Annotated in this window: 21 protein-coding genes and 1 pseudogene; 15 read left to right on the forward strand and 7 right to left on the reverse strand. The window is 63.7% G+C overall.

Features of this window, described 5'->3' with window-relative positions:
* Positions 1-9: 9 nt before the first annotated feature.
* The 9 genes and pseudogenes from ACVWVY_RS40300 to ACVWVY_RS40340 all read left to right on the forward strand — a co-directional run bounded on the left by ACVWVY_RS40300 (position 10) and on the right by ACVWVY_RS40340 (position 10,382).
* Positions 10-774: a crotonase/enoyl-CoA hydratase family protein gene (locus tag ACVWVY_RS40300; protein WP_456631580.1), complete on the forward strand. Its 765-nt coding sequence runs from the start codon at positions 10-12 to the stop codon at positions 772-774.
* A 157-nt stretch (positions 775-931) separates the two neighbouring features.
* Positions 932-2,596 carry a bifunctional metallophosphatase/5'-nucleotidase gene (locus ACVWVY_RS40305; protein ID WP_456631581.1) on the forward strand — a complete coding sequence of 555 codons (1,665 nt, stop codon included), beginning with the start codon at positions 932-934 and terminating at the stop codon, positions 2,594-2,596.
* Positions 2,597-2,684: 88 nt separating this feature from the next.
* Positions 2,685-3,611, forward strand: coding sequence for a histone deacetylase family protein (locus ACVWVY_RS40310; RefSeq protein WP_456631582.1), 927 nt, complete (start codon positions 2,685-2,687; stop codon positions 3,609-3,611).
* A 71-nt stretch (positions 3,612-3,682) separates the two neighbouring features.
* On the forward strand, positions 3,683-3,934 hold the full coding sequence (locus tag ACVWVY_RS40315) for an exodeoxyribonuclease VII small subunit (protein WP_456631583.1): 252 nt from the start codon (positions 3,683-3,685) through the stop codon (positions 3,932-3,934).
* 212 nt (positions 3,935-4,146) lie between these two features.
* On the forward strand, positions 4,147-5,445 hold the full coding sequence (locus ACVWVY_RS40320; protein WP_456631584.1) for a hypothetical protein: 1,299 nt from the start codon (positions 4,147-4,149) through the stop codon (positions 5,443-5,445).
* A gap of 353 nt (positions 5,446-5,798) precedes the next feature.
* On the forward strand, positions 5,799-7,724 hold the full coding sequence (gene dxs / locus ACVWVY_RS40325) for a 1-deoxy-D-xylulose-5-phosphate synthase (RefSeq protein WP_456631585.1): 1,926 nt from the start codon (positions 5,799-5,801) through the stop codon (positions 7,722-7,724).
* A gap of 82 nt (positions 7,725-7,806) precedes the next feature.
* On the forward strand, positions 7,807-8,370 hold the full coding sequence (locus tag ACVWVY_RS40330; protein ID WP_456631586.1) for a nucleoside 2-deoxyribosyltransferase: 564 nt from the start codon (positions 7,807-7,809) through the stop codon (positions 8,368-8,370).
* A gap of 17 nt (positions 8,371-8,387) precedes the next feature.
* The gene (locus ACVWVY_RS40335) at positions 8,388-9,143 is read left to right on the forward strand and encodes a TlyA family RNA methyltransferase (protein ID WP_456631587.1); all 756 of its coding nucleotides are present in this window, start codon (positions 8,388-8,390) and stop codon (positions 9,141-9,143) included.
* A pseudogene (locus tag ACVWVY_RS40340) lies at positions 9,136-10,382 on the forward strand (class I SAM-dependent RNA methyltransferase). Before ACVWVY_RS40335 ends, ACVWVY_RS40340 begins: the two are co-directional and overlap by 8 nt.
* Positions 10,383-10,502: 120 nt before the next feature.
* Here ACVWVY_RS40340 and ACVWVY_RS40345 read toward each other — a convergent pair.
* Entirely contained in the window at positions 10,503-11,375 is an 873-nt protein-coding gene (locus ACVWVY_RS40345) for a DUF1194 domain-containing protein (RefSeq protein WP_456631588.1), read from the reverse strand.
* 372 nt (positions 11,376-11,747) lie between these two features.
* Here ACVWVY_RS40345 and ACVWVY_RS40350 point away from each other — a divergent pair, with 372 nt between their 5' ends.
* On the forward strand, positions 11,748-11,987 hold the full coding sequence (locus ACVWVY_RS40350) for a hypothetical protein (RefSeq protein WP_456631589.1): 240 nt from the start codon (positions 11,748-11,750) through the stop codon (positions 11,985-11,987).
* Between the two features lie 47 nt (positions 11,988-12,034).
* A complete protein-coding gene (gene clpS / locus ACVWVY_RS40355) occupies positions 12,035-12,340 on the forward strand; it encodes an ATP-dependent Clp protease adapter ClpS (RefSeq protein ID WP_456631590.1) in 306 nt (101 codons plus the stop codon).
* Positions 12,341-12,435: 95 nt separating this feature from the next.
* Here the strand turns inward: clpS and ACVWVY_RS40360 are convergent, their stop codons facing one another.
* From ACVWVY_RS40360 to ACVWVY_RS40370, 3 genes are all read right to left on the reverse strand, one after another.
* Positions 12,436-13,620 carry an adenylate/guanylate cyclase domain-containing protein gene (locus tag ACVWVY_RS40360; RefSeq protein ID WP_456631591.1) on the reverse strand — a complete coding sequence of 395 codons (1,185 nt, stop codon included), beginning with the start codon at positions 13,618-13,620 and terminating at the stop codon, positions 12,436-12,438.
* An 88-nt stretch (positions 13,621-13,708) separates the two neighbouring features.
* On the reverse strand, positions 13,709-14,794 hold the full coding sequence (gene aroC, locus ACVWVY_RS40365; protein ID WP_456631592.1) for a chorismate synthase: 1,086 nt from the start codon (positions 14,792-14,794) through the stop codon (positions 13,709-13,711).
* A 143-nt stretch (positions 14,795-14,937) separates the two neighbouring features.
* Positions 14,938-15,537: a histidine phosphatase family protein gene (locus ACVWVY_RS40370; protein ID WP_456631593.1), complete on the reverse strand. Its 600-nt coding sequence runs from the start codon at positions 15,535-15,537 to the stop codon at positions 14,938-14,940.
* 188 nt (positions 15,538-15,725) lie between these two features.
* Here ACVWVY_RS40370 and ACVWVY_RS40375 point away from each other — a divergent pair, with 188 nt between their 5' ends.
* Both ACVWVY_RS40375 and ACVWVY_RS40380 read left to right on the forward strand, forming a co-directional pair.
* Positions 15,726-16,214: an RNA polymerase sigma factor gene (locus ACVWVY_RS40375; RefSeq protein WP_426534507.1), complete on the forward strand. Its 489-nt coding sequence runs from the start codon at positions 15,726-15,728 to the stop codon at positions 16,212-16,214.
* 58 nt (positions 16,215-16,272) lie between these two features.
* On the forward strand, positions 16,273-17,046 hold the full coding sequence (locus ACVWVY_RS40380) for an anti-sigma factor family protein (protein ID WP_456631594.1): 774 nt from the start codon (positions 16,273-16,275) through the stop codon (positions 17,044-17,046).
* A 422-nt stretch (positions 17,047-17,468) separates the two neighbouring features.
* Here the strand turns inward: ACVWVY_RS40380 and ACVWVY_RS40385 are convergent, their stop codons facing one another.
* Positions 17,469-18,428, reverse strand: a complete 960-nt coding sequence (locus ACVWVY_RS40385) for a DnaJ C-terminal domain-containing protein (protein ID WP_456631595.1) — start codon at positions 18,426-18,428, stop codon at positions 17,469-17,471.
* Between the two features lie 131 nt (positions 18,429-18,559).
* Positions 18,560-18,967 carry an RT0821/Lpp0805 family surface protein gene (locus ACVWVY_RS40390; protein WP_456631596.1) on the reverse strand — a complete coding sequence of 136 codons (408 nt, stop codon included), beginning with the start codon at positions 18,965-18,967 and terminating at the stop codon, positions 18,560-18,562.
* Between the two features lie 122 nt (positions 18,968-19,089).
* On the opposite strand from ACVWVY_RS40390, the gene pdxH reads away from it, so the two are divergent.
* Positions 19,090-19,731 (forward strand): pyridoxamine 5'-phosphate oxidase, encoded by a 642-nt coding sequence (gene pdxH / locus ACVWVY_RS40395; protein WP_456631597.1) that lies wholly within the window; start codon positions 19,090-19,092, stop codon positions 19,729-19,731.
* Between the two features lie 40 nt (positions 19,732-19,771).
* Complete coding sequence (locus tag ACVWVY_RS40400; protein ID WP_456631598.1) at positions 19,772-20,524, forward strand: SDR family NAD(P)-dependent oxidoreductase; 753 nt, start codon at positions 19,772-19,774, stop codon at positions 20,522-20,524.
* A 128-nt stretch (positions 20,525-20,652) separates the two neighbouring features.
* Here the strand turns inward: ACVWVY_RS40400 and ACVWVY_RS40405 are convergent, their stop codons facing one another.
* Positions 20,653-20,874 carry a hypothetical protein gene (locus ACVWVY_RS40405; RefSeq protein ID WP_456631599.1) on the reverse strand — a complete coding sequence of 74 codons (222 nt, stop codon included), beginning with the start codon at positions 20,872-20,874 and terminating at the stop codon, positions 20,653-20,655.
* Between the last annotated feature and the right edge of the window lie 89 nt (positions 20,875-20,963).

A 20,963-nucleotide genomic window follows, 5' to 3' on the forward strand; every position in this document is an offset into this window, starting at 1 on the left:
GACAGGTTCATGACCGGGCACCTCATTGTTACAGACGAAGACGCGACGCGCGTAATCAGGCTGCGGCGGCCCGAGAAAAAGAACGCATTCACCCAGGACATGTATCGCGGGATGAGCGATGCGATCGACAAGGCGCAGAACAACCCCGATATCCGCTGCATCATCATCACAGGCGGTTCGGGCGTGTTCACCGCCGGCAACGATCTAGAGGATTTTCTCAAAGAAAGCACCTCGAATACAGATGTGCCACGCGGCGCCTCCAACGCCGTAAAACTCCTTTATTCGCTGGCGCACAACGTCAAGCCGATCATCGCCGCCGTCGACGGCGTCGCGATCGGCATCGGCACCACGATGCTGTTCCACTGTGACTATGTGCTCGCCAGCACGACCGCGACCTTTTCGACGCCGTTCATCAATCTCGGACTGGTGCCGGAAGGCGCCTCCAGCCTGTTGATGCCGCGCACCATGGGCCACCAGCGCGCATTCTCCATGCTGGTGATGGGACGCAAGTTTTCCGCCGACGAGGCGCGCGAGGCCGGCTTCGTCAATGTGGTGGTGGCGCCCGGGCACACCGAGGCCGAGGCGCGCAAGGTAGCCCGCGAAATCTGCGCGCTGCCGGCCGAAGCGGTGGCGATCTCGCGAAAACTGTTGAAACTGCCGCCGGAAGACATGACACGCCGGATCGACCAGGAAGGCCATCTGTTCGGCGAACGGATGCGCTCGACGGAAGCGGTCGCCGCGTTCAAGGCGTTCTTTTCTCGGAAAAAAGGGTAGAGCGGGCTCTCTCCATCGTCATTGCGAGCGCAGCGAAGCAATCCATCGCGCCGCATCAAGAAAGAATGGATTGCTTCGTCGCTGCGCTCCCTTGCGCAAACGCTTCGCGTTTGTCGCAGGCAATGACGCTGAAACAGTCATCTGCTATGTCAACGCCATGAGAACTCCCCTTCGCCCGATCCTTGCAGCATTTGCAATCATGCTGGCGCCTTCCGCGTCGCTCGCCCAGCCCCCCACCCCCGTCGACCTGCGCATTCTCGCGATCAATGATTTTCACGGCTACCTTCGCCCGCCGCCGGGCGGGATCACGATTACCGATCCCGAGGACAAGACGAAGAAGATCACCGTCGCCGCCGGCGGCGCCGAACATATGGCGACGCTGGTCGGCCAGCTTCGCGAGGGACGCAAGAACACGATCTTCGTCGCGGCCGGCGACCTGATCGGCGCCAGCCCGTTCCTGTCGGCGATGTTCCATGACGAACCGACGGTCGAAGCGCTGTCGATGATGGGCTTGAATATTTCCTCGGTCGGCAACCACGAATTCGACGAGGGCAAGGACGAACTGTTGCGCATGCAGAATGGCGGCTGCCACCCGGTCGACCAATGCCAGGGACCGCATCCGTTTGCGGGCGCAAAATTTCGCTATCTCGCCGCCAGCACGTTCGTAAAGGACACCAGGAAAACGGTGTTTCCCGCTTACGAAATCCGCGAGTTCGACGGCATTCCGGTCGCCTTCATCGGCCTGACCTTGAAGGGCACCCCGGGCCTCGTCTCGCCGGTTGGCATTGCCGACCTCGAGTTTCGCGACGAAGCCAGGACGGTCAATGCGCTGGTCCCGGAACTGAAGGCGCGCGGCGTCGAGGCCATCGTCGTCCTGATCCACGAAGGCGGATTGCCGACGGGGGACTACAACGAATGCCCCGGCGTTTCGGGCCCGATCGTCGATATCGTCAAAAAATTCGATCACGCGGTGGACGTCGTGGTCACCGGCCACACTCACCGCGCCTATGTCTGCGAGATCGACGGGCGGCTCGTCACATCAGGCGACAAATACGGCACGCTCGTCACCGCGATCGATCTCAAGCTCGATCCCGTCACGCGCGACGTCGTCAGCGCCAGGGCCGACAACAGCATCGTGCGATCGGCGACGCTGGCGAAGGATCCCGACCAGACCGCACTGATCGAAGCCTATGACAGGGTCGCCGCGCCGATCGCCAACCGTCCGGCAGGCTCGTTGACGGAAACGCTGTCGCGCACGCCAAAAAATACCGGCGAGAGCCCGCTCGGCGATATCATCGCGGATGCGCAGCTCGCCGCCACCAGCGCGGAGGCGAAAGGCGGCGCGGTCATCGCCTTCACCAATCCCGGCGGCGTGCGCGCCGACGTAACGCGCAGAGAGGACGGCGCGGTGACCTATGCCGACCTGTTCGCCAGCCAGCCGTTCCGCAATCAACTGGTGACGATTACGCTGACGGGAAAACAGATCAAGGACATGCTGGAGCAGCAATGGCTCGATCCGAAGCGGCCAAGGATCCTGCAGGTGTCGAAAGGCTTCAGCTACGCGTGGGACGGGTCGAAGGGTGACGGCGAGCGCGTCATCGCCGAGCGGATGTCGCTGAACGGGCAACCGGTCGATCCCGCCGCGAGCTATCGTGTCACCGTCAACAATTTCCTGTTCGTCGGCGGCGACGGTTTTACCGTGCTCACCCAGGGAACCGCGCCACAGGTCGGCATCTACGACGTCGACGCGCTGCATGCCTATTTTGGGGCAAACAGCCCGGTCGGTCCGACCGCCGCCGATCGCATTATCAGGATCAACTAAGCCTGACGCCGTGGGCCTTTCCGAGCGGCCGCTAACGGCCTAGATTAGCCGCTCCTCGCCGGCGCGCGCCTCAACGCCAGGATTTTGCATGACGCTCCTTCTGACGCATACCGCCTGTCTCGACCATGTCACGCCCCCGGGGCATCCGGAACGTCCCGACCGGCTGCGTGCGGTCGCCGAGGTGTTGGGAGAAGATCGCTTCAAGCCGCTGACGCGCAGCGAAGCGCCGGAAGGCAATCTGGATTCCGTCACGCTGTGCCATGGCGAGCATTATGTCGGCGAGCTCCGGCATATCGCCCCCCAAAGCGGCATGATCTACATCGACGGCGACACCTCGATGTCGCCGGGCACCTGGGAGGCCGTGATGCGCGGCGTCGGCGGCGCGGTGGCGGCAACAGATGCGGTGATGTCAGGCACGCATCAGAATGCGTTCGTCGCGGTGCGTCCGCCCGGTCACCATGCGGAGGTCTCGAAGCCGATGGGCTTCTGCTTCTTCGACAATGCCGCCATTGCCGCCCGCCACGCCCAGCGCAAATACGGCATCGGCCGCGCGGCGATCGTCGATTTCGACGTCCATCACGGCAACGGCACGCAGGACATCTTCTGGCACGATCCGACCGTGATGTATTGCTCGACGCACCAGATGCCGCTGTTTCCCGGCACAGGCGCCAGCGGCGAACGCGGCGAGCACGACACCATCGTCAATGCGCCGATGGCTTCCGAAGACGGCAGCGCCAAGTTCCGCGCCGCGTTCGAAAACCTGATCCTGCCGCAGTTGCAGAAGTTCTCGCCGGAACTGGTCATCATCTCCGCCGGCTTCGACGCGCATTACCGCGATCCGCTGGCCTCGCTCAATCTGAAAGCGGATGATTTCGGCTGGGTCACGCGCAAGCTGATGGACCAGGCCGAAGCAAGCGCAGGCGGCCGCCTTGTGTCGGTGCTGGAGGGCGGCTACGACCTGCAGGGGCTCAAAGAGTCGGTTGCGGCGCATGTCACCGCATTGATGGGCGCGTAAATCCCCGTCACAATAGGCCCGCAAAATGTTGTTTGATTCTGCGCTCTTAGGGGCGCATTCGGGAACTCGATATGGCCGAAAATACGCAAGGCGACGTCAAGAAACTCACCTTCGAGCGCGCGATCGAGGAGCTCGAATCGATCGTGAAGCGGCTGGAGGACGGCAAGGTGCCGCTCGAGGAATCGGTCACGATCTATGAGCGCGGCGAGGCGCTGAAGCGCCGCTGCGAAGAATTGCTGCGGCAGGCCGAGGCCCGCGTCGACAAGATTACCACCGATGCCAACGGCCAGGTCACCGGAACCGAACCGCTGGACGTGCAGTGATTCCGGACGCCGGAACATCGACCCCACAGGTCTCGCCTGGCATGATCGAGAGATCGTCGAAGTAATCTGGGGCGAATCCGGTGCTCGCCGCCCGCCGAAAGGCTGAATAACCGGTCAATTTGGTCGCCAATCCAGTGTCCGATTTTGTCGTTGATTTAGTTCTTGGCGCCCTGCCCAGCCTGTTATAGTCGGCCATCATCCGGGGACAATACGTGCGCGTCCAGCACCGCCATATCATCTACATTCAGGGTTACGATCCGCGCGGGCTGGCGCAATATTACCGCATGTTCCGGACCGAACTGCGCAAGTTCGGCCGGCTTTACCAGCTCCAGACCACCATCAGCCGGCCCAAGGTCGCGGCCGACGACGAGATCGCGTCCTGGACCATCGATGCCAAGGCTGAGGACTGGCAGACCCGCACGGCCTACGATTTCCTCCGGTTCGAGGATTTCATCCAGCAGGATCTGGCGTCGCCGATCTGGCGCACGGTTTTCAGCGCGGTATGGATCTACTGGCGGCTGGTCTTCGCCGGCACCATCGCCCGCTTCGGCAAGGCGAACTGGCGTTTCGCGACTTTCATCACCTATCCGCATGTGATGCTGTTGCTGGAAGCCGCGTGCGTCGCAGCGATCGCCTTCGTTTTCGAGAAGGGGCTGAATACGCTCGGCATTCCCGACATTTTCAGCATCACCATCGCGGCCGCCCTGTTCGTCGCCCTGCTCGGCATCGTGCTGAAATACACCGAGAACGCCACTTACGTGCTCTATCTGCTGTGCGACACAATCTGGACCTGGGAGTTCTCGCGTCGCGAACGTCCTGAATGGGACCAGCGCATCGACCGCTTCGCGCAGCATCTGGTTAACGTCGCCAAAAGCTCCGACGCCGAAGAAATCGTCATCGTCGGCCATAGCTCCGGATCGTTCCTGTCGACGGAAATGCTGGCGCGAGCGTTGAAGCTCGACCCTGCGCTCGGCCGTCACGGTCCGCGGATCGTGCTGCTGACGATCGGCGGCAATTTTCCGATCGTCGGCTATCACGCCGTGGCTCAAGAGTTCCGCGACCATCTGCGCCAGCTCGCCATCGAGCCGTCGATCGACTGGATCGACTGTCAGGCCCGCAAGGACGTGATGAATTTCTACCAGTTCGATCCGATCACCAGCCACGGCATCGACGTCGGCGCCGCCAGGCGCAATCCGCAGATCGTGCCGGTCCGCTTCCGTGACATCATCCGGCCCGAGCACTACGAGAAGTTTCGCTGGCAGTTCTTCCGCGTGCATTTCCAGTTCGTGATGGCCAACGAACTGCCCAATGCCTACGACTTCTTCATGATCGTCTGCGGACCGGTCCCGCTCAGCGCGCGTGTGGCCGTCCCCGACGCCGCCCTGGATGTCGCCACCGGCGATTCCGGCGTGCGCGATGGGGCCTGGAAAAGGATCGAAGCGGCCGCGACGGCGGCCGCAAATGCCGCCGATCTCGGTAAAATGGAACCTTCCACCCGCCGCAGCGGTTGAAAAACAGGAACGATCCTTGAACCCACCCCTGCGGAACCGAATCGGCTCAGCGGGTTGGCTTTGGCGGTCGCTTTGGTGTAAAGCTTCCAGTTCTATGGGCTACGGAGAGCGGCCTTCCGCTGATCTCCCACGGCCGTAAGCACTTCAAATAACTAGAGAAACTGACCGGGAAGGGTTGAATCTGCCAACGTGATGCGTATCACGTGGTTTGAACCGGACTGCATCTAGGCTGTCAAATCAGATACCGGCCTACCGAGGTGGCACCCGGCATCTGGATTTTCGCTGCGCGGTTAACGCGTACCCCATCTCGCGTCGGGTTATTCGCCCCCGACCTGCAAAATTGGAATATCGCTGTGACCACATTTAGTAAAACGCCGCTTCTCGACACCATTCGTACACCCGACGATCTTCGCAAGCTCAAGATCGAGCAGGTACAGCAAGTCGCGGACGAACTCCGCCTGGAAACCATCGACGCCGTGTCGGTGACCGGCGGCCATTTCGGCGCCGGCCTCGGCGTGGTGGAACTGACCACCGCGATCCACTACATCTTTGACACGCCGCGCGACCGCCTGATCTGGGACGTCGGCCATCAGGCCTATCCGCACAAGATCCTGACCGGCCGCCGCGACCGCATCCGCACGCTGCGCACCGCTGGAGGCCTCTCCGGCTTCACCAAGCGCACCGAGAGCGACTACGATCCGTTTGGCGCTGCGCATTCCTCGACCTCGATTTCGGCCGGCCTCGGCATGGCGGTGGCGCGCGACCTCTCCGGCGGCAAGAACAACATCATCGCCGTGATCGGTGACGGTTCGATGTCCGCAGGCATGGCCTATGAGGCGATGAACAATGCGGGCGCGATGAATTCGCGCCTGATCGTAATCCTCAACGACAACGACATGTCGATTGCGCCGCCGGTCGGCGCGATGAGCGCGTATCTGTCCCGGCTCTACTCCGGCAAGACCTACCGCACGCTGCGCGAGGCGGCCAAGCAGATCAACAAGCGCCTGCCCAAGATCCTCGCCAACCGCGCCAACCGCGTCGAGGAATATTCCCGCGGCTTCATGATGGACGGCGGCACGCTGTTCGAGGAACTCGGCTTCTATTACGTCGGCCCGATCGACGGCCATAATCTCGACCATCTGCTGCCGGTTCTGAAGAACGTCCGCGACATGGAAACCGGCCCGATCCTGGTTCACGTCGTTACCCAGAAGGGCAAGGGCTACGGCCCGGCGGAAGCTTCCGCCGACAAGTACCACGCCGTGGTCAAGTTCGACGTCGCCACCGGCGCCCAGGCCAAAGCCAAGCCGAATGCGCCGGCCTACCAGAACGTGTTCGGCCAGAGCCTCGTCAAGGAAGCCGAGAAGGACGACAAGATCGTCGCCATCACCGCGGCGATGCCGTCGGGCACCGGCGTCGACATCTTCAACAAGGCGTTCCCCGACCGCACCTTCGACGTCGGCATCGCCGAGCAGCATGCCGTGACCTTTGCGGCCGGCCTCGCCACCGAAGGCTACAAGCCGTTCTGCGCGATCTACTCGACCTTCCTGCAGCGCGGCTACGACCAGGTGGTCCACGACGTCGCGATCCAGAGCCTGCCGGTTCGCTTCGCGATCGACCGCGCCGGTCTGGTCGGTGCCGACGGCGCGACCCACGCCGGCTCGTTCGACAACGCCTATCTCGGCTGCCTGCCGAACTTCGTCATCATGGCGGCGTCCGACGAGGCGGAACTCGTCAACATGGTCGCCACGCAGGTCGCGATCAACGACCGCCCGAGCGCGGTGCGTTATCCCCGCGGCGAAGGCCGCGGCGTCGAGATGCCCGAGGTCGGCATCCCGCTCGAAATCGGCAAGGGCCGCATCGTCCGCCAGGGCAGCAAGATCGCCCTGCTCTCGTTCGGCACGCGCATGGCCGAATGCGAAAAGGCGGCCGACGAACTCGCCGCCCACGGTCTCTCCACCACCATCGCCGACGCGCGCTTCATGAAGCCGCTCGACGTCGATCTGGTGCTGAAGCTGGCGCGCGACCACGAGGTGCTGCTCACCATCGAGGAAGGCTCGATCGGCGGCTTCGGCTCGCATGTCATGCAGACGCTGTCCGACCACGGCATGCTCGACGGGGGTCTAAGGATGCGTGCGATGATCCTGCCCGACGAGTTCATCGACCACGACTCGCCGACCGCGATGTATGCCCACGCCGGACTCGACGCCAAGGGCATCGTCGCCAAGGTGTTCGATGCGCTCGGCAAGGACTACAAGACCGAGACCGTCAAGCTCGCCTGAGGCTCAAGCTGCTTCGGTTCTGGCCTGGTCAGAACCGAAGCGCTGGTAGAATCGAAGAGCTGGCTCTTTCGCCGGTAATCCCATGAAGATCTATCTGGCAGGTCCCGATGTGTTCCTGCCTGATGCCATCGAGATCGGGCGCCGCAAGGCCGCGATCTGCGCCCGCCATGGCGTAAGCGGCCTCTATCCGCTCGACAATGCGGTCGATCTTTCGGCCGCCGATGCCTCGCTCGCGATCTTTGAGGGCAACGAGGCCATGATGGACGCGGCGGACGCGATCATCGCCAACCTTACGCCGTTTCGCGGCCCCAGTGCCGACGCCGGCACCGTCTATGAACTCGGCTACATGGCCGGCCGCGGCAAGTTCTGCCTGGCCTATAGCAACGACCCCGCACTCTATGTTGAGCGCGTAAAGCGGATCCACGACGTGACCAAATCCGCGACCGGCCATCTGATCGACGGCGACGGGCTGACGGTGGAAGATTTCGGTCTGCCCGACAATCTCATGATGATCCACACGCTCGATCTGCATGGTGCTAGACTGGTGACGCCGCGGCAGCGGCCTCAAGATATCTGGCACGATCTCACCTCGTTCGAGGCCTGTGTCGCGCTTGCGGCGGATCGCGCCACCGGAAAATCGGACTAACGCAAATCGGACTGACATTGGCTGAGCGGAACCACAGCGAGACTTCTGCCCGCAAGCGCGTGGACGTGCTGCTGGTCGAGCGCGGCCTGTTCGAAAGCCGCGCCCGCGCGCGTGCGGCGATCGACGCCGGCGGCGTGATCGCCGACGGCAGGCCCGTGTTGAAGGCCTCGGAGATGATCGCTGCCAATGCCGAATTATCCGCGCAGCCCGCGCACCCCTACGTCTCGCGCGGCGGCGTCAAGCTCGCCGGCGCCCTGGAGCTGTATCCGATCGAGATCGAGGGCCATGTCTGCCTCGACGTCGGCGCCTCCACCGGCGGCTTTACCGAAGTGCTGCTGCAAAACGGGGCGAGCCTCGTGTTCGCCATCGATGTCGGGCGCGGCCAGTTGCATCCCTCGCTGCGCGATCACCCCCAGATCGTATCGATGGAAGAAACCGACATCCGCAAGTTCGAGGGCAAGCGGCTGCCCGCGCGGCCGGATGTCGTCGTCATCGACGTCAGCTTCATTTCGTTGAGAGCGGTGCTGCCGGTGGCGCTGTCGCTGGCAGCCGCGCCGATGCACCTCTTGGCGCTCATCAAGCCGCAATTCGAAGCGGAGCGAAAACACTCCAAGCACGGCATCATCCGCAACGCGATGGTGCATCAGGAAATCTGCGACGACATCTCGGCGTTCGCCGCCTCGTTCGGCTGCACCGATATCCAGGTGTTTCCCTCGCCGATCACCGGCGGCGACGGCAATATCGAATTCTTCATGGGCGCGCGCCGTGGCTGACAGCGAGCGTCTCGTCATCGACCAGTCGGCCATCATGGCGACGGCGTCGCCATCGCAGGCGGCGGCAACATCTATGTGCCGTACACGCTCGGCGGCGAAACGGTCGACGTCGGTGCGGTTCCCGGCCACCATCCCGACCGCCGGCGATTGCTCAAGGTCGAGACCGCGAGCGTGGAGCGGATCGCGCCGTTCTGTCCGCATTTCGGCGTTTGCGGCGGCTGCGCGATCCAGCATTGGGACGCCGAGCCGTATCGCGCCTGGAAGCGCGAGCTCGTGGTGACGACACTGTCGCAGGCGGCAATCGCTTGCGACGTCGCACCCCTGGTCGATGCCCATGGCGCCGGCCGCCGGCGCCTCACCCTGCACGGGCGGATGGGAACGCACGACGTGCTCAAGGTCGGCTATGCGGCAGCGGGTTCGCACGACATCATTCCGATCGACCGCTGCCCGATCCTCGACCCTGGTCTAAACGGCGCGATCGAGGCGGCCTGGGCCATCGCCGAGCCGCTGATCTCGATGGGCAAGCCGCTCGACATCCAGATCACCGCGACCAATAGCGGGTTGGATATCGATGTGCGCGGCTCCGGCCCGCTCTCGACCGCCTTGATCACCAGGCTGTCGCGCATCGCGGAACAACATCGGCTGGCGCGGCTGACGCGCCACGGCGAGCTGGTGCTGATGCGAACGCCGCCGGTGATTTCGATCGGCGCCGCACAGGTGGCGCTGCCGCCCGGCTCGTTCCTGCAGGCAACGGTGGCGGGCGAGGAAACGCTGGCCGCGCTCGTCTTGGAGCATTGCAAGCGCGGCAAATACATCGCCGACCTGTTCTGCGGCGTCGGCCCCTTCGCGCTGCGGCTTGCGGCGAAGTCGCGTATCGCCGCCTTCGACAGCGACGCCGGCGCGGTCGCAGCGCTGCAGAAGGCCGCGACTTCCACCTCAGGGCTGAAGCCGATCAAGGCCGAGGCGCGTGATTTATTTCGCCGCCCGCTGATGCCACAGGAATTGCGCGACTACGACACGGTGGTATTCGACCCGCCGCGGCAGGGCGCGCAGGCGCAGGTGACGCAGCTCGCGGCCAGTAAGATTCCGACGGTGGTTGCGGTGTCGTGCAACGCCACGACGTTTGCGCGCGACGCGAAGATCTTGATCGACGGCGGCTACAAGATCGACGGCGTCACCGCGGTCGACCAGTTCCGCCACACGCCGCATGTGGAATTGGTGGCGAGGTTCAGGAGATGAGCGGTTTGGGAAAATTCGTAGGGTGGGCAAAGCGAAGCGTGCCCACCAATTCTTGCTCGAGCTGGAATGGTGGGCACGGCGCAAGCGCGCCTTTGCCCACCCTACCCGCCTCCGAAATCATCACCTTCCCCACCTGTCCTGCCAGATCTTCTCGCCGATCATGCAATTGACGCGCGCCTCCCGGCCGGCAGCCGGCACGACCGGGCGTTCGGGGGTACGGCCCGCGATCTCGAGCAGCAGCTTGGTGCGGATCGCTTCCTTGAACTTGTCGCGGTCCTTGATGGTGACGACGAACGAGCCGGGGCCGCCGATGACGCAGTCCTCGTAATACAAATCGAGATTGTCGATATCCATGGTGGAGTAAGACGGTTCCTTCACCATGATCGGCAAGCCGTTGATGACGATGCCCTTTTCCACCGCGGCATCGCGCGCGATGACGACCGGTGCGCCGTTGTTGTTCGGGCCATCGCCGGAAATATCGATCACCCGCCGCAGGCCGCGGTGCGGGTTCTCGTCGAACAGCGGCATGGCGAAGTTGATCGCACCCGAAATCGAGGTGCGCGACGCGCGGCGGATCGGGGTTCTGATGATTTCATTGGCGACGGCATCTGCCGTCTCGGGCCCATCGATCACGCGCCAGGGGATGATGATCTTCTGGTCGGTGGATGCCGCCCATTCGAAATAGGTGATCGAGATCCTGCCGTTCGGGCCGCTCTTCAGCGCCTGCAGGAATTCCTTGGAGACGATCGCCTGCGCATAGCCCTCCCGCTGCAGCGCGAGTTCGTCCATGTCCATCGAATAGGAGACGTCGACGGCGAGGACGAGTTCGACGTCGACGGTCGGATTGGCCTCTTTGTCCGCCAGTTGATGGCTGGCGGCGTTCGGCTGGTGGCCCGGCCGGTTCGTGGGGTTCGGCGCGGCAAAACTCGCCACATCGCCGCCGGCGAGTACGCCCGCGACAAGCACGACCCCGATCGAGACATACCAGCGCATTGCGGCCCTCCCGTCGAACGACAGCGATGGTGACATGCAAACTGGCCGACGCAAAGCGCTGAAATCATTTGTCCTTCACATTCGGGTTAGGATCGGGCGCTTCGTCGACAGCGGGCCTGAGCTGTCCGTTCCGCGCCGCGATGAACCTGTCCGGTATCCGGCTCCGAATGAACGATCAGCCCGCCCGGCGCGACAGATGCGATGCGGCCGGCCAGAAAGAAGGCCGCATTGGCACGATCATGGTTACGCCCCCAAAACTTCCCGCAATTGACAGTCTGCCGCCGTTGTTGCGCGTGGTCCTTATGTCGTCCGGCCTGCTCGCCTTTGGCGTAGTCGTTGCGTTGCCGCTCCCTCGACGCTCGCAGGCAGGTCTTGCGGTTGCTCGCTGAATTTCCGGAAGTGCGGGTGAACGGCGCCAAGAGCGTGTTCTACGATGCCGTCGAAGCCGCGGAACTCGACGAACCCGGCGCGATGGCCGCCCTGATCGAGCTGAAACTGTCGGCAAACGCCCAGTTTCAGGACCGGCCCGGAGCCTGTAAACTGATCGAAATGGCCGTCAGCCGCGGCGATCAGACCATGGCGCGGCGTCTCGCGGACTGCCGTGCCAACTGAGCGCGGCGGGCCCGCGTCATTCGCTCGCTTGCCGGACTTGACTAGAAATGGCCGATCCCGTCGTCACGCCAAAAACCAAGGTCAAAACCAAGACCGAGCGGCCACGCCTGCACAAGGTTATCCTGATCAATGACGACTACACGCCGCGCGAATTCGTCGTCACGGTGCTGAAGGCCGAATTCCGCATGACCGAGGACCAGGCCCACAAGGTGATGATCACGGCGCACCGCCGCGGCGTCTGCGTGGTCGCCGTGTTCACCAAGGACGTCGCCGAGACCAAGGCGACACGCGCCACCGACGCCGGCCGCGCCAAGGGCTATCCGCTGCTGTTCACGACCGAGCCGGAAGAATAGCCAGTTTGTAGCCCGGATGGAGCGCAGCGTAATCCGAGACACCTCAGGCTGCGGCGCGAATCCCGGATTTCGCTTCGCTGCATCCGGGCTACGGGTTAGGCCGCCGAGGTCTCATCGGCCAGGCCGTAGACGCGCGCGGCCTTTGAGAAACCGGCGACCGGAAACTCGCCGAGATCGCTCCAGCCGCCTCGGCAGATGCCGGCAAATCCCTCCGAGGCCACGATGGTGCGTTTGGTTTGGCTGGCGATCTTTTCCAGCCGCGCGGCCAGATTCACCGCAGGGCCGATGCATGTGAAGTCGAGCCGGTTGCCGCCGCCGATATTGCCGTAGAGAATCCGTCCGACATGAAGTGCTACGCCGAAGCGAAAACGTTCGACCGTGTCCCCGACCGGGTATTGCATGTCGGCGACGCTGGCGCGCGACTCATGGGCAGCTTCCAGCACATTCAAGCAGACCTGCTTTTCGTCTCCGACATATTCGTCGATCGGAAACACAGCGAGCAGGCCGTCGCCCATGTATTTCAACACGTCGCCGCCATGCTTCTTGATTGCGGCGACCTGGCAATCGAAATAATGGTTCAGGATGTCGACGACGGTCTCTGCCGGCAGCCGGTCCGACAGCGCCGTGAAGCCGCGCAGATCGGACAGCCAGATCGCGGCATTCATCGTCTCGGTATGGCCGCGCCTGATCTGGCCGCCCATGATCCGCTCGCCGGCGCGGTTGCCAACGTAGGTGTCGAGCAGGCTCGCGGCCATGCGGTTCAAACTAAGGATCTCGACCACCCGCGCCAGCGGCTTCGCGATGCTCCGCAGCGCCGCCAACTGTTCATCGGTGAACCCGCCTGGCTGTTTCGTGGTCCAGCTCGATCCGTTGACGGTGCCGCCCACGAAGGGCAACGGCAGCGCGATATAATCCGTGACGCCTTCGGCGCGCAATTCATCGATGATCGGGAAGCGCGCGCTCCGGGGATCGTCGACGTGTGCCCGAACCTCCAGACCCTGCTGGAACACGAGGATCAGCGGGCTGGCGCGAAAATCCGGCGATTGCAGGATATTGTAATCGACCGTGCCCAGCTCGACCTCGGCGCCCGGCTTCCAGATGAAATTGCGGCCGTAAATCTCAGGATGCAGAGTGCGGACGAAAACGCCGACGCGCCAGAGCGGCAGGCCTGCCGCAACCATTCGTTCGCAGGTCTCCGCCATGAAGTTCTTGTTGCTGGTCGCCGATCTCCCGCCGTCGATCAGCCAGTCGGTCAACTCTTGCAGTTTCGATGCATCCATGACGCCGGTATTTGCCGCGCAAGTTCGGCGCGCGTCAAGGCGAGACCTACGCTTGACGTTGCGGCAATGCAGCCCGTAGCCGAACTCTTTAGCCCACCTGCCCGCGATGGCGCAGGAAGTGGTCGGCCAGCACGCAGGCCATCATGGCCTCGCCCACCGGCACGGCGCGGATGCCGACGCAGGGGTCGTGGCGGCCTTTTGTCATGATGTCGGTGTCGGCGCCCGCGCGGTCCACCGTCTTGCGCGGGGACAGGATCGACGAGGTCGGCTTCACCGCAAAGCGCACCACCACCGGCTGGCCGGTCGAGATGCCGCCGAGCACGCCGCCGGCATTATTGGACAGGAAGCGCGTGCCGTTATTGCCGGTGCGCATCTCGTCGGCGTTTTCCTCGCCCGACAATTCGGCAGCGCCAAAACCGGCGCCGATCTCGACGCCCTTCACCGCATTGATGCTCATCATCGCCGCCGCCAGCTCGCCGTCGAGCTTGGCGTAGATCGGCGCGCCCCATCCCGCCGGCACGCCTTCGGCCACCACTTCGATGACGGCGCCGATCGAGGAGCCGCTCTTGCGGATGCCGTCGAGATATTGCTCGAAGAACGCGGCCTTGTCCTTGTCCGGGCAATTGAACGGATTGCGCGCGATCTCGTCCCAGTCCCACTTGTCGCGGTCGATCTTGTGCGGGCCGATCTGCACCAGCGCGCCGCGCACCTTCACGTCAGGGAGAATTTTGCGCGCGATGGCGCCGGCCGCGACACGCGTGGCCGTCTCGCGCGCCGAGGAACGTCCGCCGCCGCGATAATCGCGCAGGCCGTATTTGGCCTCATAGGTGAAGTCGGCGTGGCCGGGACGAAACTTGTCCTTGATCTCGGAATAGTCCTTGGAGCGCTGATCGGTGTTCTCGATCAGCAGCGCGATCGGCGTTCCCGTCGTCACCTGAACGCCGGTCTCGGGATGCGCCATCACGCCGGACAAAATCTTGACCGCATCCGGCTCCTGGCGCTGGGTGGTGAAGCGCGATTGTCCCGGACGGCGGCGATCCAGATCGTGCTGGATGTCCTCATTGGTCAGCGGGATCAGCGGCGGGCAGCCGTCGACCACGCAGCCGATCGCGATCCCGTGGCTTTCGCCGAAGGTCGTGACCCGGAACATGTGGCCGAAGGTGTTGTGGGACATGGTGTGTCGTAACGCGCACGGCCCGAGGGGTCAAATGTCCTTTCAACCGTCATGGCCGGGCTTGTCCCCATCCACGTCTTGCTCTCAACGTCGGGCGAAAGGACGTGGATGCCCGGGACAAGCCCGGGCATGACGGAGACTGGTTAACTATACTTCTTCAGCCCGCCGTCGCGGAACACGTAGACCGCGCCCTGCTCGATCAGGAGGTCGGCGGCGCTCTTCGGCGTTTCGATGCCGAGCGCCACCATCAGCGCCCGCGCCGTGCCGCCATGGGCCACGGCCACGGTGTCGCTATCGACGGAATCGTACCAGTTGCGCATCCGGTCCTGCACTTCCGCGTAGGTCTCGCCGCCTTCGGGGGCCATCGTCCATTTCGCCGTCAGCCGCCTGGCATAGAGCACGGGATCAGCGGCCTGCATCTCGGCCAGCGTCGAGCCTTCCCAAACGCCGTAGCCGATCTCGCGCAGGCGATCGTCGAGCGCATATTTTTCCGGCGGCAGCTTCAAGGCGCCGCGCACCAATTCCATCGTGGCCCGCGCCCGCTGCAGCGGGCTTGCGATGAACGGCAGCGAAGACTTGTCGCGGCTATCGCGCTTGAGGAGGTTCGCGAGGACATTGCCGGCATGAGCCGCCTGCCTGCGGCCAAGATCGTTCAGCGGGACGTCCTGCGTGCCCTGCAGCCTGCCTTCCGCATTCCACGACGTCTCGCCATGGCGGATGTAGTAGATCACGGGCGTAGGCATCGGACTATCAGGCTAATTCCTTCCATCGAGGCTTGGAGGTACACCAGCACTCCGGCGCGGTCGAGCCTAAATCGGCTTCCGGATTAACGCTGTTTCGGGTAGGCCTCAATGGCTGGAATAGACACGCCGATTGGGTGTTATGTTCGGTAAGGCGTTCGCGCCGGACAACCCTTTGCAATCTGGTGCCGATGACCGCGTTTCGTCAAAGTGTCGAAGCCATGATTCCGGCGCTCCGTCGCTACGCGCGCGCGCTCGCGCGCGATGCCGACATCGCCGACGATCTGGTGCAGGATACGCTGGTGCGTGCGTTGCGTTCGGAAAAACTGTTTCTCGGCGGCGACGTCAGGAGCTGGCTCTATACGATCCTGACCAATTTGAACAAGAACCGGCGGCGGTCGCTGGCGCGGCGGCCGCAATTCATGCCGCTGCTCGACAACAACCCGGACGCCAGCGGCACCGAAGCCGAGGGCCGCGATATCGCCCGCGCGCTGGCGACACTGGTGGAAGAACAGCGCTCGGTGCTGCTGCTGGTGATGCTGGAAGGGCTGAGCTACCGCGAGGTCGCCGACATCCAGGGCGTACCGATCGGCACCGTAATGTCCCGGCTTGCCCGTGCACGCGCGCATGTCAAAGCTTCGCTCGAGGGCGAACGCACGGCGCTGCGGCGGGTGAAATGAAGATGCGAGTGACAGGCGTGATGCACAGACAGACCAGGAATGGACAGAGACGACGACAATGACCGATCCCCACATTCCCGTCACCGAAGACGAGCTGCATGCTTACGTCGACAACGAGTTGCCGGCGGAACGCCGCGGCGATGTCGAGGCGTGGCTCGCCTCGCATCCCGACGATGCCGCGCGGGTGCATTCGTGGCGCACGATGGCCGAAGCGCTGCATGCCAGATACGATTCGGTGATCGACGAGGCAGTACCGAAGCGGCTTGAGATCGAGCGGCTGGTGCGACAGCCGCGCAAATGGGTCTACGGCGCGATCGCGGCCACGCTGGCGGCGTTCATCGTTGGCGGCAGCGTTGGCTGGTTCGCGCGCGGCGCGACGGCAGGGCCCTCCCCCTTCCAAAATCTGACAGTGCACGCGATCGAAGCGCACCGGCTTTACGTGGTGGAAGTACGCCACCCCGTCGAGGTGCCGGGCAATGAACGCAGCCATCTGCAGCAATGGCTCACCAAGCGCTGCGGCTGGGTCGTCCGCGCGCCCGAACTGGCGGGGGCCGGGTTGAAGCTGGTCGGCGGGCGGCTGTTGCCGAGCTCCGCGGGTCCAGCATCCTTCATGATGTATGAGAGCGCCTCCGGCGAACGCTTCACGATCTACACCGCCAAATCGGACGCCGAGGCGACCCAGATGCGCTTCGCGGCGGAAGGCAATGAAAGCACGCTGTTCTGGGCCGATGACGGCGTCGTCTATGCCGTGGTGTCTACCGGCGCCGACCGCGGACGGCTGACCCAGATCGCCCAGGCGGTCTACGATCAGATGGAAAAGAAGGGCGGATAGAGCGTTTTCCAGCGAAAGCCTGCCCCGGACTTGATCCGGGGTGGAGATCGGTTCGCGTCAAGAAAACCCGTCAAAATAACAATCCAAAGCCCCGTTCCGATTGCATCGGAGTGGGGCTCCAGGCGACTTCAGGCCGTTTGTCCCAATTCTGACATCGAAAATCTGGAATCAAAACACCAGCTCGTCTCATTAAAGCACCGGGTGATCACGCGAAAATGAGTAGCGTTCGATCCGCCGATCGGCGCAAGCGGCCTCGATCGGGGTTTGGTACCGCGCTGGTCCCCCTTTCGAGGCCGCCCCTTTTTCCAGAAAACCCTTTGTTTTCCAGGAATTAGGCCGATTTCTCGGGAAGAATCCGCCAAGCCCCGTACTGCCAGACGCGTGTTCTCGTGCCGCGAATCGCGGCCGAATCATCACTCGACTCAGCCGAAATCGCTGCGCGGATTATAGGGGTGGCCGTCGCGCCACTTTTCCATCAATGCCTCAAGCTCGGCATCGTTCCCGTCGGGCAGAATAATTCGGGTGGAGACGAACAGGTCCCCGGTCCCCCCCGCCTTGGGCAGACCCTTGCCCTTGAGGCGGAAGGTGCGGCCGCTGGAGGTATTTTTCGGAATTGAAAGTTCGACCGCGCTGCCGAGCGTCGGGACCCGGACCTTGCCGCCCAACACCGCCTCATACAGCGTGATCGGCAGATCGATGCGCAGATCGCTGCCATCGACCTTGAAGAACGGATGCGGGGCGATGCTGACGGTGATCAGGAGATCGCCCGGTGGGTGGCCCGGCGCGGTTTCGCCCTGGCCCTTCAGCCGGATCTGCTGGCCGGCAGTGACGCCTGCCGGAATCCGGACGTTGAGCTCCTTGCCGGTCGGCAGGCGGACGCGCTTTTCCCCGCCCTTGACCGACTCCTCCAGCGACACCGTCATCGCGACATTCAGATCGAGATCGAGGCCGATCCCGCCGGTATTGAATTCAAAGGTCCGGCCGCCGCCGGGACGTCCACCCCTCGCCGCGCCACCGAACATGCTGTTGAGGATATCTTCAAAGCCCGCCCCTCCAGCGCCGCCCGGACCGCCACCGGTGCGGAAGCTGTGGGACTCGAAGCCACCAGCTCCACCGGCGCGACCGCGCGGGTCACCGCCGGGAAAGCCCTGAAAGCGCGGCTTGCCCTCGGCGTCGATCTCGCCGCGGTCGAACTGCTTGCGCTTGTCCTCGTCGCCGACGATCTCGTTGGCCGAATTGATCTCGGAAAAACGCTCCGCCGCCTTCGGATCGTTCTTGTTGCTGTCGGGGTGATGCTTCTTGGCGAGCTTGCGATAGGCGCTCTTGATCGCCGCAGCGCTGGCGCCCCGCGGCACCCCCAAGACCTCATAGGGGTCGCGCATCCGTCAGGTCTCCTTCACGGGAATTCGGTTTATGGAAGCTTAGGACAATTCGCCCGCTTTGGCTTCATCTGGGGAGCCAGTTGCATTTTTGCAACTACCTGGAAGGCTTCGCTTGAAAATCCTTTTAGGCCTTATCCTCGCGTCCAGGGCTTGATCGTGTGGATTTCCCATCGGCCGTGGCCGGCCTTGCAGGCAGCGCCCTGCAGCCAGCTTTCCACGCGGCCGTTGACGTAGCTTGCCAGGAAATCCCGGCAGGTGCGCCCGTCTTCGGCGGAATAGGCCTGGGACAGCGGCGTCACCGAACCCCGCGCGCCGGTCTCCGGGTTTTCCCAAGGCTGGCTTGAATCCTTGTCGCCCTTGGTCAGCACGTCGGAGGCGGCGGTGCGCGCGAAGGCGAGATCGCTCTCGGTCGGCGCCGGCGGGGCGCCCTGTTGCTTGCCCAGCGAACCCGTGACGTCGGCGGCGCCCATCTTGGCGTAGGCGTCCGGGCGCGACAGGCTGCAGCCGCCCGAGCTGAGACCGATCAAAATCAAGCTCATCACGGCGCCGCTCGCCCCGATCGCCGATAGGCCAACGCGTTCCCATACCCTATATAGGGCGAGCCCGTACCGGGGCTGCAACGCGCTCTGGGACGCGAGGATACGCAACTGGGACTCCTGCCATGACGGACACGACCTCCATCAAACACCCGGCACCGTTAACATCGGGTGATTTTACCGCGGCCGAGGAACCGTTTGCGCTGTTCGCCGAATGGTTTGCGGAAGCCGTGAAGTCCGAGCCGAACGATCCCAACGCGATGGCGCTGGCGACCGTCGACCCTGACGGGCTGCCGGATCTCCGGATGGTGCTGATGAAGGGCTATGATGCGGATGGTTTCGTGTTCTACAGCCACATCGCCAGCCAGAAGGGCCGTGAACTCGCCGCAAATCCTAAGGCGGCTTTACTATTTCACTGGAAGTCGCTGCGCCGTCAGGTCCGCATCCGCGGCAACGTGTCGCCGGTGACGGATGAGGAAGCCGACGCCTATTTCGCCACGCGGCCAAAGCAGGCTCAGATCGGCGCCTGGGCCAGCAAGCAGTCGCAGCCGCTGGAAAGCCGCTTTGCCTTCGAGCAGGCGATCGCGCTGGTCGCCGCCAGATACGTGATCGGCGAAGTGCCGCGCCCGCAGGGGTGGAGCGGCTGGCGCATCCACCCCACACGTTTCGAATTCTGGCACGACCGCCCGTTCCGCCTGCACGACCGCATCGAATTCCGCCGCGATGCGCCGGCGCAAGCCTGGAGCAAGGTGCGGCTCTATCCCTGATGCCACGAGCCTAGACGCTATTCAAAGCTGAAAGACCTGCATGCCCTCTTCATCCAACGCGCCGCGGCGCACGCTGCTCTTGACCGGCGCCAGCCGTGGCATCGGCCACGCCACCGCGATCCGGTTCTCTTCGGCCGGCTGGCGCGTCATCACCTGCTCGCGGCATGCTTTTCCGGAAGTCTGCCCGTGGGGCGCCGGACCGGAGGACCACATCGAGGTCGACCTCGCCGATCACGCCGACACGACGCGCGCGATTTCGGAGATCCGCAAGCGGCTGGAGAACGACGAGCTGCATGCCCTGGTCAACAACGCCGCGATCTCGCCGAAGGCGCCGGACGGCGGCCGGCTCAGCACCATGGACACCGACATCGAAACCTGGAGCCACGTTTTTCGTGTCAACTTCTTTGCGCCGATCATGATGGCGCGCGGCCTGATCGAGGAATTGAAGCACGCCAAGGGCGCGGTGGTGAACGTCACCTCGATCGCGGGCTCGCGCGTGCACCCGTTCGCGGGCGTCGCCTATGCGACCTCGAAGGCGGCGCTTGCTTCACTGACACGGGAAATGGCGTCCGATTTCGGCCGCGTCGGCGTCCGCGTCAATTCGATCGCGCCGGGCGAGATCGACACCTCGATCCTGTCGCCGGGCACCGAGAAGATCGTCGAGCAGCAAATTCCGATGCATCGGCTCGGCACGCCGGACGAGGTGGCGAAGATCATCTATGTGCTGTGCACGGAAACCAGTTCGTATGTGAACGGCGCCGAGATCCACATCAACGGCGGGCAGCACGTGTAGGAAGTGACGATCTCGTAGGGTGGGCAAAGGAGCGCTAGCGACGTGCCCACCATCTATCACCGGCCGCGCTGCTTGGTGGGCACGCTACGCTTTGCCCACCCTACACGACTTCACGCGCGGCTCGCCGTTCACTCCGCGTAAAACTTTCGTTGCGCCGTGCGCGGAGTAGACGCCGCATCGAGATTGAACGTGCTCGAACACTCGTCTTCGTTCTCGCCGTCCGCCAGCACAGCACCGCAGTGCCGGCAAAGCCGCGTCGAGAACGCCTGCGCCTTGCCACCGCTACGGCCCTGCTGATAGCGCGCCAGATCGATGACGTTGCGTGGCGACATTATGAGTTTCTCAACCATGGGATCCTCGCGGCCTGAGATACACGTTATCGCAGACAAGTTTCGATCATTCGTTCAGCGCACTGCTCAAATTTTAGCGGTGGAGTTGA

Source organism: Bradyrhizobium sp. URHC0002 (assembly GCF_054059515.1).

Bases quoted from the DNA above. Each gene is read 5' to 3' on its own strand.
- ACVWVY_RS40345 (WP_456631588.1), bottom strand. From the start codon at position 11,375: ATGCGCTGGTATGTCTCGATCGGGGTCGTGCTTGTCGCGGGCGTACTC.
- ACVWVY_RS40370 (WP_456631593.1), bottom strand. From the start codon at position 15,537: ATGCCTACGCCCGTGATCTACTACATCCGCCATGGCGAGACGTCGTGG.
- ACVWVY_RS40305 (WP_456631581.1), top strand. From the start codon at position 932: ATGAGAACTCCCCTTCGCCCGATCCTTGCAGCATTTGCAATCATGCTG.
- clpS (WP_456631590.1), top strand. From the start codon at position 12,035: ATGGCCGATCCCGTCGTCACGCCAAAAACCAAGGTCAAAACCAAGACC.
- ACVWVY_RS40315 (WP_456631583.1), top strand. From the start codon at position 3,683: ATGGCCGAAAATACGCAAGGCGACGTCAAGAAACTCACCTTCGAGCGC.
- ACVWVY_RS40330 (WP_456631586.1), top strand. From the start codon at position 7,807: ATGAAGATCTATCTGGCAGGTCCCGATGTGTTCCTGCCTGATGCCATC.
- ACVWVY_RS40310 (WP_456631582.1), top strand. From the start codon at position 2,685: ATGACGCTCCTTCTGACGCATACCGCCTGTCTCGACCATGTCACGCCC.
- ACVWVY_RS40360 (WP_456631591.1), bottom strand. From the start codon at position 13,620: ATGGATGCATCGAAACTGCAAGAGTTGACCGACTGGCTGATCGACGGC.
- ACVWVY_RS40390 (WP_456631596.1), bottom strand. From the start codon at position 18,967: ATGAGCTTGATTTTGATCGGTCTCAGCTCGGGCGGCTGCAGCCTGTCG.
- ACVWVY_RS40380 (WP_456631594.1), top strand. From the start codon at position 16,273: ATGACCGATCCCCACATTCCCGTCACCGAAGACGAGCTGCATGCTTAC.
- ACVWVY_RS40405 (WP_456631599.1), bottom strand. From the start codon at position 20,874: ATGGTTGAGAAACTCATAATGTCGCCACGCAACGTCATCGATCTGGCG.
- ACVWVY_RS40375 (WP_426534507.1), top strand. From the start codon at position 15,726: ATGACCGCGTTTCGTCAAAGTGTCGAAGCCATGATTCCGGCGCTCCGT.
- pdxH (WP_456631597.1), top strand. From the start codon at position 19,090: ATGACGGACACGACCTCCATCAAACACCCGGCACCGTTAACATCGGGT.
- ACVWVY_RS40300 (WP_456631580.1), top strand. From the start codon at position 10: ATGACCGGGCACCTCATTGTTACAGACGAAGACGCGACGCGCGTAATC.
- ACVWVY_RS40400 (WP_456631598.1), top strand. From the start codon at position 19,772: ATGCCCTCTTCATCCAACGCGCCGCGGCGCACGCTGCTCTTGACCGGC.
- aroC (WP_456631592.1), bottom strand. From the start codon at position 14,794: ATGTCCCACAACACCTTCGGCCACATGTTCCGGGTCACGACCTTCGGC.
- ACVWVY_RS40385 (WP_456631595.1), bottom strand. From the start codon at position 18,428: ATGCGCGACCCCTATGAGGTCTTGGGGGTGCCGCGGGGCGCCAGCGCT.